12 protein-coding genes are annotated in these 14,527 nt (G+C 70.6%); 3 read left to right on the top strand and 9 right to left on the bottom strand.

What is annotated here, in order from left to right; all coding sequences use genetic code 11:
* Positions 1-95 (top strand): acyl-CoA dehydrogenase family protein (locus ACFVGS_RS33930; RefSeq protein ID WP_132919430.1); only part of this gene is annotated, 95 nt, incomplete at its 5' end.
* Between the two features lie 87 nt (positions 96-182).
* On the opposite strand, the gene ACFVGS_RS33935 is transcribed toward ACFVGS_RS33930, so the two are convergent.
* The 4 genes from ACFVGS_RS33935 to ACFVGS_RS33950 form a co-directional block, all read right to left on the bottom strand.
* Positions 183-596 (bottom strand): hypothetical protein, encoded by a 414-nt coding sequence (locus ACFVGS_RS33935; protein WP_384423400.1) that lies wholly within the window; start codon positions 594-596, stop codon positions 183-185.
* Positions 597-678: 82 nt separating this feature from the next.
* Positions 679-2,496 carry an alpha/beta hydrolase gene (locus ACFVGS_RS33940; RefSeq protein ID WP_385696007.1) on the bottom strand — a complete coding sequence of 606 codons (1,818 nt, stop codon included), beginning with the start codon at positions 2,494-2,496 and terminating at the stop codon, positions 679-681.
* An 8-nt stretch (positions 2,497-2,504) separates the two neighbouring features.
* Positions 2,505-2,954, bottom strand: coding sequence for a hypothetical protein (locus ACFVGS_RS33945; protein WP_384423402.1), 450 nt, complete (start codon positions 2,952-2,954; stop codon positions 2,505-2,507).
* Between the two features lie 131 nt (positions 2,955-3,085).
* A complete protein-coding gene (locus ACFVGS_RS33950; protein WP_385695958.1) occupies positions 3,086-4,354 on the bottom strand; it encodes an LCP family protein in 1,269 nt (422 codons plus the stop codon).
* Between the two features lie 131 nt (positions 4,355-4,485).
* Here ACFVGS_RS33950 and ACFVGS_RS33955 point away from each other — a divergent pair, with 131 nt between their 5' ends.
* Positions 4,486-5,019, top strand: a complete 534-nt coding sequence (locus ACFVGS_RS33955; protein ID WP_384423406.1) for an acyl-CoA thioesterase — start codon at positions 4,486-4,488, stop codon at positions 5,017-5,019.
* A gap of 230 nt (positions 5,020-5,249) precedes the next feature.
* Here ACFVGS_RS33955 and ACFVGS_RS33960 read toward each other — a convergent pair whose 3' ends face one another.
* Entirely contained in the window at positions 5,250-6,626 is a 1,377-nt protein-coding gene (locus ACFVGS_RS33960; RefSeq protein ID WP_384423408.1) for an LCP family protein, read from the bottom strand.
* Positions 6,627-6,906: 280 nt separating this feature from the next.
* Between ACFVGS_RS33960 and ACFVGS_RS33965 the strand changes: the two genes are divergently transcribed.
* The gene (locus ACFVGS_RS33965) at positions 6,907-7,950 is read left to right on the top strand and encodes a glycosyltransferase family 2 protein (RefSeq protein ID WP_384423410.1); all 1,044 of its coding nucleotides are present in this window, start codon (positions 6,907-6,909) and stop codon (positions 7,948-7,950) included.
* Between the two features lie 434 nt (positions 7,951-8,384).
* On the opposite strand, the gene ACFVGS_RS33970 is transcribed toward ACFVGS_RS33965, so the two are convergent.
* The 4 genes from ACFVGS_RS33970 to ACFVGS_RS33985 all read right to left on the bottom strand — a co-directional run bounded on the left by ACFVGS_RS33970 (position 8,385) and on the right by ACFVGS_RS33985 (position 14,474).
* Positions 8,385-10,160: an LCP family protein gene (locus ACFVGS_RS33970; protein WP_384422020.1), complete on the bottom strand. Its 1,776-nt coding sequence runs from the start codon at positions 10,158-10,160 to the stop codon at positions 8,385-8,387.
* A gap of 51 nt (positions 10,161-10,211) precedes the next feature.
* Positions 10,212-11,948 carry an LCP family protein gene (locus ACFVGS_RS33975; RefSeq protein ID WP_384422019.1) on the bottom strand — a complete coding sequence of 579 codons (1,737 nt, stop codon included), beginning with the start codon at positions 11,946-11,948 and terminating at the stop codon, positions 10,212-10,214.
* A gap of 358 nt (positions 11,949-12,306) precedes the next feature.
* Positions 12,307-13,512 (bottom strand): LCP family protein, encoded by a 1,206-nt coding sequence (locus tag ACFVGS_RS33980; protein ID WP_384422017.1) that lies wholly within the window; start codon positions 13,510-13,512, stop codon positions 12,307-12,309.
* A gap of 200 nt (positions 13,513-13,712) precedes the next feature.
* A complete protein-coding gene (locus ACFVGS_RS33985; RefSeq protein WP_385695963.1) occupies positions 13,713-14,474 on the bottom strand; it encodes a TIGR03089 family protein in 762 nt (253 codons plus the stop codon).
* Positions 14,475-14,527: the final 53 nt, after the last annotated feature.

Here is a 14,527-nt window from a genome sequence, read left to right on the forward strand (position 1 = left end):
CCGTCGAGCGCATGATGCGCGACGCCAAGATCACCCAGATCTACGAAGGCACCAACCAGGTCCAGCGCATCGTCATGGCCCGCAACCTCCCGTAACTCCCCCCACGGGAAGGCAACGGCCCCCGGCACGACGGTGCCGGGGGCCGTTCGCACGGGCCGAGGGGGCGAGGCTTCGAGCGTCCCTCACTTCGCCTTGTAGCAGGCCGATTCGACGGTGACCTCGATGAGGTCCGGAGCCTTTTCGCCCTGGCTCGCCTTCTGCAGGCGCACATCGATCGCGAATTCGCGCCCGTTCGATTCCGCGAGGATCTGCGGGCTCTTGGCGACGCTGGCGTCCACGCCGTCCTTGACGATCCGCCAGCCGTTCTTGGGGAGCTCGTCCCGCAGGTGGTCGAAGGCCTTCTGCATGTCGGCGAAGGGAACCCCGTAGACACTCCAGGGGTGCCGGGCCCGGTAGACGTTCTCCTCGGCCTCGTAGTCGGAGCACCGCGCGGTCATCGCTCCCGCTTCGGTGATCTTGCCCTTGATCGCCAGCATTTCGAGGACGCGGCTGGACGTCTTCTCCACGTCCTTCCGCACCGTGGCGCTGTCGCGCACCTCCACCGGCTCCTCGCCTCCACTCGAGCACGCCACCGCCAGCGTGCAGATCGCCACTACGGACACGAAAACCGAAAGTCGCCTACTCAAGTTCAACCCTGTCGTAACGGCCGGCTATGACGGCTCCCTGGTTGCGAATGCTGAGAGACCCTTCGTCCCAGAATCCGGAATGCCCGTCCGAGTCATTCTTCATGATGTTGCCGCCGAACGATTCGTCGGTCGGGATGGTCCAGTTGTCACCGAGGCCCATCAGGCGACCGCCCTGCCGGACGACCTGATCGTCCCAGGGGCCGCCCATCGCCCACACGTGGTCGGCCCCGACCCCCAGGTCCGCGGCGTGATCCGCCTGGACGCCCGGACTGCCCGCGAAGAGGAAGTCGTCGACCGCCGTCGGGTCCTTCCAGCTGCCGGACTGGGCCGAGACGCCGACCACCGTGCTGCCGTAGCTGTGGCCGATGACCGTCGTGTGGGCCCGTGAGCCGTCGGCGTTCTCCTGGGCCGCCCTGTTGCCCTGGAGGAAGTCGTACAGGCGGGGACCGCCCTCCTCCGCGTACTGGCCTCGCGTGGCCTCGGGCAGGATGCTGTCCGGGGCGTTGTAGTCGAGCCAGGTGATCGTGGAGACCTTCTGCCCCGGCGCGAACCTGCTGCCTTCGGCCCAGAGCCGCTCCCCACGGCCGAGGTCCCCGTGGTCGTCCCCGTCGCCGATGGACTCGATGCCCGCGTAGGTACCCGGGACGTACACGCTGACGTGGTCGGCCGTGTCCGGGTTCCCGTTGGCCATGATGATCTTCCCGTCCCCGATCCCCTTGAGGTCGAAGCCGAGCAGATACGCCTCCGGCAGCCCGCCGGTGCCGGTCCGGTCGAAGCGGGACTGGATCGCGTTGATGCCCTTCATGGACGTCTCGAGCTCGCGGTACCGGTCGCCGTACTTCCGGTCCCACTCCATCCACTCGTCGGTGTGCACCTTCGCCGGGTACATGCCGGCGGTGATCCACGTCCACTCGTTGGCCGGCGGCTTCGGAATGGAGTCCAGCTCCATCTGGGTCGCGGCCTGCTTCTCCGCGAACACCACCCGGTTCGCCTCGTCCCGGATGTCCGACGGGAGTCCGTTCAGCCCCCCGAGCCTGTCCGGCTGCATGGCGAGGTAGTCGGCGCGCTGCTCCGGGGTCAGGCTCTTCCACCACTCGGCGTTCTGGTCCGGCGTGCCGTCCTTGGGCGGCTTCGGCAGGGAGTCGAGGTAGCTCTTGCCCGCGTCCTTCACCCCGCTCATGTCCGACTGCGCGTCGGTCCAGTCCCGGTTGCTGACCTTCAGGTCGTCGTCGGCCTTCAGCGCCCGCAGCTTCGGGGCCCACTTGGCGTCCGCCTCGGTCGCTTCCTTCAGCACGTCGGCGATCCGGTTCGCGAACTCGATCGCCTTGCCGTAGTTCGGGTTCGGGTGGATGTTGATGGCCTGGCGCTCGATGGCGTTGGCCGTGGGGTCGGTCATCCCGGCGCTGCCGGTCACCGTTCCGCCCTCGGCGGTCTTGTCCGCGCCGGGCTTCGCGCCCGGCGGGAAGCTGACCGAACCGTTGGGGTTCACGGTGCAGCCGGCCGCCTGCGCGTCGGCGATCGCCGCGTCCAGCTTCCGCTTGGCGGCGCCGAGGTCGAAGGCGAAACCATTCAGCGCGGTGCTGACCAGACCGCACTCGGTCTGCGCGTAGTGGAAGTTCTTCGACAGCTCCTTGAGCTCGCCCAGGGCGGCATCCGCGGCCTTGCCCTCCAGCTCGCCGCGGATGCCCGCGGTGATCTTCGTGTCGATCGTGTCCTTGGCCGTCATGGCCGCGTCGCCGACGGCCCGGTAGGCGTCCGCGGCCTCCTCGTACTCGGCCTGCTTGAAGGCCCGCAAGGTCTCCAGATCCATCGCCGCGGTCACTTCTCCTTCGCCTGGCCGCCGACGGCCTCGGTGTCCGCGTACTTCTTCGCGTGCGCGTTGAGCTCTCCGAGCAGCGTCTCGTCGGGCTTCGCCAGGTCGTGGCCCGACGTCTTCAGGAGCCCGCCCAGTGCCTCACAGCGGCCGCTCACGTCGCCGACGTACTTCTTCCAGGAGTCGTACAACTCCTTCTGCGCCGCCGCGCTCTGGATGCCCTGACCGTCACCCAGTCCCGCCTGCCCGGAGTCGAGCTTCGTCAGCGCCGTGGTGACGCCCTCCTTCAGCCCCGAGACGCCCTCGCCGGCCTTCACCCAGGCCCGCTTGTCCGTCTTCAGGTCCTCCGAGTACCCGCCGCCTCCCGGGTCCGCCGGCAGCTGGTTCAGGCGCATCGACGACGACTGGCGCGCCGCCGTCTCCGCCTTCAGCTGCTCCCACTCGTCCCACGGCATTCGCGAACCTCCCCGTTCCCGCGTTCTCCCCGTGCCGTCGCCCGTGGCGACCGGCGCCATGATTCCCGGATTTGCTGGACGAAATCAAACGGTCGACGCCCGAACAGGGCGCCGACCGCGTGCCGTCGACGTCAGCGGTCCGAGGTGACCGTGACCTTCTCGTCGTTCCTGATCTGCTCGACCAGCTGCTTCACCTTCGGCATGTCCCACTTGAGGGAGCCCTGCGGCGCGCTGCCCGCGATCGGCATGTTCATCGACTTCCCGTCGCCGCCGCTGATGCCCTTCATCGCGAAGAACATCTTGCCGAGGTCGTAGAGCGACATGTCCTTGTCCACGATCAGCGTGTCCAGGCCCGCGCCGAGCGTCGGGTACAGCCGGAACGGGTTGAGGATCGTGCCCGGCGTCGCCGCCTGGTTGGCCAGCGCCGACAGGAACTTCTGCTGGTTCTTCGTACGGGCCAGGTCGGACTCGGCGAAGGCGTAGCGGGTACGGACGAAGGCGAGGGCCTGCTCGCCGTTGAGGGTCTGCGTGCCGGCCTGGAAGTCGGCGCCGGACTTCTTGTCCTTGAAGCCCTTCTCGATGTTCAGCTCGACACCGCCGAGCGCGTCCACGATGTTCGCGAAGCCGGCGAAGCCGATCTCCGCGTAGTGGTCGATGCGCAGGCCGGTGTTGAACTCGACGGTGCGGACGAGCAGTTCCGGGCCGTCCATCGCGTAGGCGGCGTTCAGCTTGGAGCCGCCGCGCGCCGCGTACTTCTTGCCGGACTCCGAGCCCACGAAGGACGGGATCGTCACCCAGGAGTCACGCGGCAGCGAGATCATCGTGTTCCCGCTGGAGCAGGCCGCGAGGATCATCATCGAGTCGGTCCGCTTGCCCTCGGCGGAGCCGGTGTGCAGCTTCTTCTTCTCCTCGGCCGTCATGCCCTCACGGCTGTCCGAGCCGACGATCAGATACGTGGTGCAGTCGCCCTCGGAGGGGCGCTCGATCACCTTGGCGAGGTCGACCTCGTTGCGCATCTTCGAGCTGGCCCAGGCGTACGTGCCGACGCTCCAGCCGACCACGGCCACGGCGAGCACGATCGAACCGATCTTGATCCGGCGCCGCCAGTCGGGCGCGCCGGCACCGCCGCCGGGCCGCGGCGGCGCGTACTGCGGCGGCACGGTGCCGTGGCCGCCGGGCCCGCCCGGGCCACGGCCGGGGCCCTGCGGGCCGCCGTAGACCCGGCCCGAGCTGTAACCGGAGTCGTACCCGGAGGCCTGCGCCTGCGTGAAGCTCGGGTTGTAGCCCTGGTCGTACTGCGGCTGCCGCTGCTGCTGCGGCTGCTGCGGGGGGACCTGCGGGCGCTGCACGTGGCGCATCCGGCGAGGCCCCTCGGGCTGGGCGTCGGGCCAGTCATTCATGCGGAACAGTCTGCCGGTCCGCCCCGCCGGCCCGACAGGGCGGGTGGGGAATCGGGTCGGCGCTGTTGCCAAGCTGATGCAAACCGGACGGCGCCGCGACCCGGTCCAAGGGCGGGCATAAGGTAGAGGGCATGACAGATCAGGGCGACATCCCGGGGAAGCCCACCTCCGCCTCCCGCACCACCCTCAGCCACATCATGACCAGCCACGACACCAACCTCCTCGGTACGGTGCACGGCGGCGTGATCATGAAGCTGGTGGACGACGCCGCGGGCGCGGTCGCGGGCCGGCACTCGGGCGGCCCGGCCGTCACCGCCTCCATGGACGAGATGGCCTTCCTGGAGCCGGTCAGGGTCGGCGACCTCGTCCATGTGAAGGCCCAGGTCAACTGGACCGGCCGGTCCTCCATGGAGGTCGGCGTCCGGGTCATGGCGGAGCGCTGGAACGAGTCCGCGCCCGCGACCCAGGTCGGCTCCGCGTACCTCGTCTTCGCGGCCGTCGACGCCGACGGCAAGCCCCGGCCCGTCCCGCCGGTCCTCCCGGAGACCGAGCGCGACAAGCGCCGCTACCAGGAGGCCCAGATCCGCCGCACCCACCGCCTGGCCCGCCGCCGCGCGATCAAGGAACTCCGCGAGCGCCGCGCGGCCGAGGGATACGAGGACTGAGCCCGCCGGGCCCGTGACGACGGACACACCCCACCTGGCCGCCCGGTCCCGCGACGACGGGCAGACCACCTGGCCATCCCGTTCCGGGACTGGGCACAACATCACCTGGTCGCCCTGGTCCGCGCCGACGGGCAGACCATCTGGCCGTCCCGGTCCGTGACTACGGGCAGACCATCTGGCCGTCCCGGTCCGTGACTACGGGCAGACCATCTGGTCGCCCCGGTCCATGACTACGGGCACACCACCTGGTCGCCCCTAACCGCCTCGAACTGGCCCGTCTGCCGTTCCCGCTCGCGGACCGGCGTCACGCCCTTGTAGTCCGCGCCGACCGTGACCCGCAGGGTCGCGCCCTGGCCCTTCACCGGGCGGAGCTCCGCGCCCGGCAGGGCGGCCGCCAGGGACCTGGCCGAGCGGTCCCAGCCCGGGTCGTACTCGACGAGGGTGCGCGGCTGCTCCCGGCCACCGTCGGCGGTCCTCGGCGCGCGCGTCGTGTCGAAGCCGGTGCCGCGCAGTGCCGCGTCGACCCGGCCGCCGAGCCCGTCCGTGCGGGTCCCGTTGTAGACCTGGACCCGGATCGTCCCGGGCGCGACGTCCACGTCGACCGGCAGCGGCCCCTTGGCCGCGGCCTGCCGGGCGGGCGCCAGCGGCCGGTCCTCGCGCAGCGACTGGAACAGCTTCTGCGCCTTCGCCGCGTCCCACTTCACCGTGGAGCCGATCCCCTTCACCGGGAAGCTCATGTCGCCGATCGGCACCGACACGAACTCCGACGACGCCGGCGAGAAGCCCTGCATCGCCTTGGCGAGGGCGAGCATCTGCTCCGTACCGAAGCCCTGGTCCGTCCGGACCGAGCTCAGCATCGTCGAGGCGACCTCGCGGAAGCGCACCGGGTTGAGCAGCACCCCGCCACTGGTGACCTGGTCGATCAGCGCCGCCAGGAACTTCTGCTGGCGCTGCATGCGCCCGATGTCGGCGGCCCCGTCGACATGGCGGGAGCGCACGTACTGCAGCGCCTGTCCGCCGTCCAGCTCGTGCGGCCCGGCGGGCAGGTCGAGCCCGGTGTAGGAGTCCTTCAGCGGCTTCGTGGTGCAGATCTGCACGCCGCCGACCGCGTCCACGGTCTTCATGAAGCTGGTGAAGTCGACCTCCAGGTAGTGGTCGATCTTCACCCCGGTCATCGACTCGACGGTCCGCACGGTGAGCCCCGGCCCGCCCTCCGCGTACGCCGCGTTCAGCTTCACCGGGTGCGCGTGGTGGTGCTTGCCGGTGGTGAGGTCGGTGTGCTCGGGCATCTCGGCGTACGAGTCGCGGGGCAGCGACACCACGCTCGCCCGCTCGCGGTCCTCGGAGATGTGCACGAGCATCACGGTGTCCGTGCAGTGGCAGGGAGCGCCGCCGAGCCGGTACTGCCTGCGCTCCTCCTCGTCGATCCGGTCGCGGCCGTCGGTGCCGACGACGAGGACGTTCATGCCGTGCCCTGCCTGCGGCCGGTTCTTCATGTCCTTGAAGGGGTCGATCCGGTTGATGCCGGTGTCCAGGCTCGTCACCACCGCGTGCCCGATGCCCCCTGCGGCGAGGACCACGACCGAGAGCGTGGTCGCCGCCCGCATGCCCCACCGCGGCCGTCTCGGCCGGCGCCGCCTGCGGGCCGGTGCCGGAGCGGGTACGCGGCGGGCGGCGGGCCGGGGCGGACGGGGCGTGCGGGAGGGTGCGGTCACCGGTGGACACCTCCGCTGGTACGACAGGGGGACCGTGAGCACCGTAGGCCCATACGATCAGCGCCACCCGGCATCGCCCCCGGCGGCGCGCGATCGTGTCCCCCGTTCGCGGTAACGTGGCACGCGATACTGCTGCCTCCCGGGGGACGACCCCCGGACCCCCGAGGAATCCATGCTGCCCCCCGTCTCCGTGATCATGCCGGTCCTCAACGAGGAGCGGCATCTGCGCAACTCGGTCCGTCACATCCTGGAGCAGGAGTACGACGGTGAGATGGAGGTGGTGATCGCGCTCGGCCCGTCCACGGACCGCACCGACGAGATCGCCGCCGAACTCGTCCGGGAGAACGCCGACAAGCGTGCCCGGGTTCACACCGTGCCGAATCCCACAGGCCGCACGCCGGCCGCCCTCAACGCGGCGATCAAGGCATCCCGTCACCCGATCGTGGTGCGCGTCGACGGCCACGGCATGCTCTCGCCGAACTACATCTCGACCGCCGTGCGTCTCCTGGAGGAGACCGGCGCGATGAACGTCGGCGGCATCATGCACGCCGAGGGCGAGAACGCCTGGGAGGACGCGGTCGCGGCCGCGATGACCTCGAAGATCGGCGTCGGCAACGCGTCCTTCCACACCGGTGGCGCGGCCGGCCCTGCCGAGACGGTGTACCTGGGCGTGTTCCGCCGCGAGGCGCTCGAGCAGCAGGGCGGCTACAACGAGGAGTTCATCCGCGCCCAGGACTGGGAGCTGAACTTCCGCATCCGCGAGGCCGGCGGTCTGATCTGGTTCTCGCCCGAGCTGCGCGTCCAGTACCGCCCGCGCCCCTCGGTGCGCGCGCTCGCCAAGCAGTACAAGGACTACGGCCGCTGGCGGCACGTGGTGGCCCGCTACCACGAGGGCTCCATCAACCTCCGCTACCTGGCCCCGCCGACCGCGGTCTGCGCGATCGCCGCCGGCATCGTGGTGGGCGCCGTGCTCACCCCGCTCGGCTTCCTGATCCCGGCCGGCTACCTGGCGGCCATCACCGCGGGCTCGGTCGTGGCCGGCAAGGGCCTGTCGCTGAAGGCGCGGCTGCAGATCCCGGTGGCCCTGGCGACCATGCACATGTCGTGGGGCTTCGGGTTCCTGACCAGCCCGCGCTCGCTGGCGAAGAAGGTCATCGCGAGCAGGCGTCCGGTGGTGAAGGCCGGCGACACGGCGGAGACGGCCGAGGCGGCCTAGGGCCTGTCCGGCGGACCTGGCTCGTGGCCTGGCCGGCCTGGCTTGAGGCCTGTCGGCCTGGCTTGTGGCCTAGCCCGGCCTGACTTGCGGCCTGTCGGCCTGGCTTGTGGCCTAGCCCGGCCTCGCTTGAGGCCTGTCGGCCTGGCCTGTCGGCCTGGCCTGTCGGCCTGGCCTGTCGGCCTGGCCTGTCGGCCTGGCCTGTCGGCCTGGCCTGTCGGCCTGGCCTGTCGGCCTAGCCCGGCCTGGCTTGAGGCCTGTCGGCCTGGCTTGTGGCCTAGCCCGGCATCGCTTGAGGCCTGTCGGCCTGGCCTGTCGGCCTGGCCGGCCTGGGACTGGCTGATCCGGCGCCGGATGTGGCGCCCGACACGGCGGTGGCCGGGTCCCTCTCGGAGGGCCCGGCCACCGCCGTGTCGTTTCGTCGGGTCGACGGAGGGTCAGCTCTTGCCGTCCCACTGGTAGATCGAGTAGACGTCCATGCAGTCCGCCTTGTCGGACGCGCCCTCCGGCAGGTCACCGGCCGCCACCTGCGGCTTCTTGTACGTGGTGCCCTCGCGCCAGTCGGCGCCGACGACCAGGGTGACGTCCGTGACCTTGGCGTCGGCGCGGACCGCCGAGGCCGGCAGGCCGAGGGCGGTGGCCACGGACTGCGCGTTGGCCTTGCCCTGGTCGCCGTCGCTCTTCGGGTAGAACACCACGGTGTCCTTGCGCGGCTGGGCGTCCCGGGAGGCGTCGGCCTGGTCGAAGCCCTTGTCGCGCAGCTGCTTGGAGACCGTGGTGGCCCGGCCCTCGGCGGGCGCCTGGCCGTCACCGGCGGTGCCGTTGATCACCGTGACGGCGAAGGAGTCCGGAGCCTCGGCGGCGACCGAGGGCTTCGCCGAGGACGACGCCTTCGGCTTGCCCTTCGCGTCGGCCGGGTCGCCGTTCTTGTCCATGGCCACGTCGTCGCGGAGCATCGCCCACATCTTGTCGGCGGACGAGGGGACCAGCTCCAGCCACGCCTTCGGGTTGCCCGGGTACTCCCTCGTCGGGACGGTGGCCGTGGTCAGACGGTCCAGCTTCACGTTCTTCAGCTGCATCGACAGGTCGAAGAGCTTCTTCACCGACTTGATCTCGTCTGAGACCACGAGGGCCGTCGTGGCGGTCTCCGCGAGCCCGGTGAGACGGGTGGTGTCGGTCCAGGCGTTCTGCTCCTGGAGCTTCTTCATCATGCCGTTCATGTACATGTGCTGGGCCTTGGCACGGTTCTGGTCGCTGCCGAACGCGTGCCGGGTGCGCAGCCACTGCAGCGCCTGCTCGCCCTTGACCTCGTGGGTCCCCTTGGGGAGCTTCAGGCCGGAGCCGCCCTTCTGCTGCGGCGTCGACTTGTCGTACACGCCGGTCTTCACGCAGACCGGGACGCCGCCGACCTCGTCGGCCATCGCCACCACGCCGGCGAAGTCGACCATCATCCAGTGGTCGATGTAGACCCCCGTGAGGGTCTCCCAGGTGGTGAGGGTGCAGCCGGGGCCGCCGCGGCTGAGGGTCTCGTTGATGGGCCGGGTGTTCGTCGCGGCGTACGTCTTGCCCTGGTCGTCCGTGCACTTGGGGATGGGGACGACGGTGTCGCGCGGGATCGAGACGATCGAGGCGTTCTTCCGGTCAGCGGAGACGTGCAGCAGCATCTGCACGTCGGCGAGCGGCGGACGGTTCCGGTCGTTCTTGCCGCCGCCCAGCGCCACGTTCTTGGCGTCCTTACGGTCGTCCGAGCCGATCAGGAGGATGTTCAGCGGGGTGTCGCCCAGCGCGTTCGGCGCGGCCTTCTTCACACCGCTGTCGCCGCCCGCGCGCGCACCGCCGCGGAGGTTGTCGTTGAGGTGCTGGTAGTACAGGTATCCGGCGCCCGCCGTGCCGAGTATCAGCAGCGACAGCGTCACGGCCACCCAGCGGAGTATCCGGCGTTTGCCGGACTTCTTCGCCCGGCGGCGCGGGCCGCCGCGCCGGTGTCCGGTGCCGCCCGAACCGCCCGTACCGTCGTCTCCGTCGCCGCCGGAGCCGCCGCCGGCCCGGCGGGAGCGCGGCACGCTGCCGCCCGGGCCCCTACCCGGGCCGCCGTCCGCGGACCCGGACGCGTGTCCGGGCCCGTCGTCGTAGAGACTCTCGTCCCAGCCCAACTCGCGGGCGCGCGAGGCGCGTTCTCGCGCCCCCTCCCCACGCACGCTGCTCTGTCCCACCCCAGGTCTCCTCAATCACTCAGGCGCGGCCCAGGGCCGGACGGGTCCGGCTCACTTGGCGCACACCTGCTTGTCTGCCGTCTGCGCACCCTCCGGCGCCTTTGCCGGACCGGTGAGGGGCACCCCCGCGCCCTTGAAGTCGGCGCCGAGCACGAGCGTCATGGGCTCACGCTCCCCGGCGTCCTGCGTGCCCGGCTTGAGAGCCGAGGCGGGCAGGCCCATCAGGTCCGCGAGCTTGCGGGCCTGGTCGGCCTGGTTCGGTGCGTACGTGAGCGTGGTCTTCGCCGCCTTCTCGGGGGCGTTGCTCTTGTTGGTCGACCGCGTCACGCCGTGCTCGTTCTGGAGCCAGACGATCGTATTCTGCGCCGCGCCCGTCTTGCCGCTGCCGTTGTAGACGTCGACGCGGACCTCGCGCGCGGTGGAGCGGGTGCCCTGGAGGAGCTTCGCCTGGGCCTGGGCCTGGGCGTTCTTGGCGTCCTGCTCCTTCTTCTTCACCTCGGTGAGCGAGATGTCGTTCAGCATCATGTCGAAGAGCTGCGGGGCCTTCTCCGGGTCGGGGACGACCGTGATCGGCCGCGGCTCGTCCGGGTTGTCGATGACCGGCAGCGTCAGGAACGTGATGTTCTTGGTGTCGATCTTGGACAGTTCCATGGCCAGGGACTTGAGCTTGGAGATGCTCCCTATGCCCGTGTCGACGGTGAGCGCGTTCGTCGCGGCGTCGGCGAGGTCGTACAGCTTGCTCGGCGACGTGAGCGTGTCGTCCGACTTCATCTGGCGGATCATCGAGCTGAGGAACTGCTGCTGGACCTTCATGCGGTCGAGGTCGCTCTTGTTGCCGAAGCTGGAGCGGGTGCGGACGAAGGCGAGCGCCTGCTCGCCCATGATCGTCGACTCGCCCTTGGGCAGCTTCAGATGCGACTTGGGGTCGTCGATCGGCTTCTCCACGCAGACCTTCACGCCGCCGACGGCCGTCGTCATCTCCTTGACGGCGTTGAAGTCGGCCATCATGAAGTGGTCGACGGTCAGGCCGGTGATCTCCTTGACCGTGCGCATGGTGCAGCCGGGGTCGCGGTCGGACTGGCCGAGGCTGATGTTGAAGCGCTCGTCCGTCTGGCCGGGGATCTTCTTGATGCTGCCGTCCGGGAGCTTGGTCTCGCACTCGGGGATGTCGATGACCAGGTCACGGGGGATGGACATCGCCGTGGCGTTCGTCCGGTCCTTCGAGACGTGGAAGAGGATCGTGGTGTCGGCATGGCCGGGACTGTTCTTGTCACCGTAGCCGGAGTTGCCCTCACCGGTCCGCTTGTCGGTGCCGATGAGCAGGATGTTGAAGGCCTCGTCCTTCTTGAAGCCTCCGGAGCCGCCGGCCACCTCGATGGTGTTGATGTTGTTGTCGAAGTGGTTGTACAGCGCGTACGCGCCGGCGGCGCCGCCCACGAGCACGACGGCCATGGTGCCGCCGGTCCACATCAGGACCTTCTTCTTGCGCGACTTCTCCGGGCGGCGCTTGCGGCGGCCGGCCGCGGAGGGCCGGTCACCGGGCTCGGCGGCACGGCGCCGGCGCTGCCCCGGGACCGGCGGAGCGGTCTCGGTCAGCCGGTCGTGCGTTCTCTGGCCGGGGGGTGTGGCGCCGCGGGTGGTACGGGGGCGCGGGTGGGACGGGGCGGCAGGCTGCGACTGCCCAGCGGAGCGGTCCAGTCGCAGTTCGTAGTTGCCCGTCTGCGGGTTGAGTACCCACTGGTCGGCGGGGTCGATCTCGTCCGCCCGTCCACGGCTGTGCGCGTCCACGGTTACTTGAGTCCTCCGTCGGTGCCACGCGAGGCGCCTCCCCCTCGGGCGCTCGGTCGTTCGATCCATCGAGTGCGCGACCACGCGGTCGGGTGCACCGGATCGCGTCACACTATCCGCCCAGTTCAGCGTGGGGCGACGTCCGTGACAAATTCCACGCCCCTTACACCCGGGCAATTTGCCCAAACCTCATCCAGCACCGCCCTTCCCTTGGTCCCGCCTTTACGAACTCGCCACACGCGCCGCACGTGCGCCCACGCGGCCGGGCCGGCCTCGGGGCGGCGCCGGCCGGCCGCCGACAGGAACTCTCCGCCGCGTCCGCCGGCCGCCGACAGGAACTCTCCGCCGCGTCCGCCGGTCAGCGGCAGGTGCCCTCGGCCGCGTTCCGCCCGGCGAAGGACGGTGCCGCCGACGCTCCCGGTCCGTCCGCCGTCTGCTCCGTGTTCCCGCTGTCGCCGGGGTGGACGGTGACCGGCTGGTCGGCGCGCAGCCGCGCGAAGAGCTGATCTGCGGCTGGTTGCACCAGTTCGTCCCGGTTCGCGTTGTACGAGTACGGCCGCCGCGGCACCGTCAGGAACTGCACCTTCTCGGTCGGGACCGCCCGCATCGACCGGGCCAGGTCGTACAGGTCCCGGAGGGACGCGAGGCCCGGATCGGTCGTGATCGACTTCGTCGCCGCGTCGAGCACCGGGTACAGCCGGGTCGGATTGAGCAGCACGCCGTCGCTCTGCACCTTGTTGACCAGGGCCCCGAGGAACTGCTGCTGCCGGTCCATCCGCTCGGTGTCGCTGCCGTTCCCGAGCGACTTCCGGGCCCGGACGAAACCGAGCGCCTGCTCGCCGTGCAGGATCTGCCGGCCGGCGGGCAGCTTCAGATGGGCGTCCTTGTCGTCGATCGGCTCCTTGAGGCAGATCTCCACGCCGTCGACGGCGTCGACCATCTTCTTGAAGCCGCGGAAGTCGATCACCATGTGGTGGTCGATGCGGATCTTGGTCAGCTTCTCCAGGGTGCGGATGGTGCAGGCGGTCCCGCCCAGCTCGAAGGCCCAGTTGAACTGGGCGAACTGCGGCGAGGTGCGCCCGCCGTCGCCCTCGCCGGCCTTGCCCGCCTTCCCGGCCTTGCCGGCCTTGCCGGCTTTTCCGGCCTTCCCTGCCTGTCCCGTCCTGGCGCAACTGGGAATCTGCACCATCAGATCGCGGGGGATGGACACCGCGGTGGCCCCCGCCCCGCCCGCGGAGATGTGCAGCAGGATCGTGGTGTCCGAACGCTGGGTGCCGCCGTCCTGCCCGTACTTGGCGTTCCCCGCGCCCGCGCGCGTGTCCGAGCCGATCAGCAGGATGTTCCGGGCCGCGTTCACGGCCGGCGAGGGCCGCTCCTTCTCGTACTTGAGGAGCTCGGCCGCGGCGGTCGTGTCCGTGGTGATGTTCCCGTCCAGCTTCCGGTACAGCCACCAGCCCACCCCCGCCGCCACCAGCACCACGACCGCCGCTCCCAACGCCGCCCAGCGCAGCCATTGCCGCCGCTTGCGAGCGCCCTTGGCGGGCGAGTCTGCGCTGTCCGTCACGTCTGATCCGTCCTCATGGCGTCGGCGGCACGCGGCACGCCGGCCACTGAGGTAGACGGCGGATCGCGGCCCACGGTTCTGCGGAAGGCATCGATACCCCCCGGCCGATCATGTACCGGACTCCCCGCCCACACCCGGGTACGCGGCGCGTCGATGGGCCGTACGGGTGGCGAGCCCGACGTTCGCGCACCTCCGTGTGCTCAGCCGGCCGCCGGCACCGTCACCGTCACCCGCTCGCTCTCCACCCGCTTCGTCAGCCCTTCCTCGCCGAGCTGCTCCAGGTGCCGGCACAGCACCACCGACCCGCCCGCCGCGAGCGGGGCGTACAGGCCCGCCGAGACGCCGGCCCAGGTGTCGTACGAGCGCCCGGACAGCACCCGCGACCCCGCCTCGAGACCCAGCTCCGCCGCGTCCGTGCGGGCGCGCTCGACGAGCTGGATGCCCGTCAGTTCCGTACCGTCGACGACGAGCGCGAGCGCACCGGGATCAACCGGGACGAACGGAGCGAACCGGTCACCCTGGCTCGGCACCTCCACCGCGTAGTCCGCGTAACCGGCCGGCGGCGCCGGGAAGCGGCGCCCCAACGGCGCGAGGGAGAGCGCGATCCGGTCTCCCGAGCAGGCGAGGCCCGCTTCGAGTCCCTCGGGCCCCGCCACCACGTAGTCCGCGTCGGCCGGATCGCCGCCGAGCTCCGCCGTCACACCGACGGAGGCACAGGCGAGCAGCCACACCGCGGTCTGCCAGTGCGCGGGCAGCAGCAGCGCGACCCGGTCGCCCGGGGACGCGGACAGCTCGCCCTGGAGCAGATTGGCGGTCTTGGCCACCCAATTGGCGAAAGTGGCCACCGACAATTCCACGCGTTCACCGGTGGCGTCGTCGTAGAAAGTGACCAAGGGGCGGGCGGGATCCGCGGCGAGCGCGGATCGCAGCAGGTCGGCAGGGGTGCGGTCGCTGGCGTTCACGCGGGCAAGCGTACGCGCGCCGCCCGGCCCGGTCCCCCGTACCGGTGACGGCG

This window comes from Streptomyces sp. NPDC127114, assembly GCF_042677525.1.
Lineage (GTDB): Bacteria > Actinomycetota > Actinomycetes > Streptomycetales > Streptomycetaceae > Streptomyces.

Excerpts from the sequence above, each read along its gene's own strand:
- ACFVGS_RS33940 (WP_385696007.1), bottom strand. The coding sequence starts at position 2,496 with ATGGATCTGGAGACCTTGCGGGCCTTCAAGCAGGCCGAGTACGAGGAG.
- ACFVGS_RS33945 (WP_384423402.1), bottom strand. The coding sequence starts at position 2,954 with ATGCCGTGGGACGAGTGGGAGCAGCTGAAGGCGGAGACGGCGGCGCGC.
- ACFVGS_RS33950 (WP_385695958.1), bottom strand. The coding sequence starts at position 4,354 with ATGAATGACTGGCCCGACGCCCAGCCCGAGGGGCCTCGCCGGATGCGC.
- ACFVGS_RS33955 (WP_384423406.1), top strand. The coding sequence starts at position 4,486 with ATGACAGATCAGGGCGACATCCCGGGGAAGCCCACCTCCGCCTCCCGC.
- ACFVGS_RS33960 (WP_384423408.1), bottom strand. The coding sequence starts at position 6,626 with ATGCGGGCGGCGACCACGCTCTCGGTCGTGGTCCTCGCCGCAGGGGGC.
- ACFVGS_RS33965 (WP_384423410.1), top strand. The coding sequence starts at position 6,907 with ATGCTGCCCCCCGTCTCCGTGATCATGCCGGTCCTCAACGAGGAGCGG.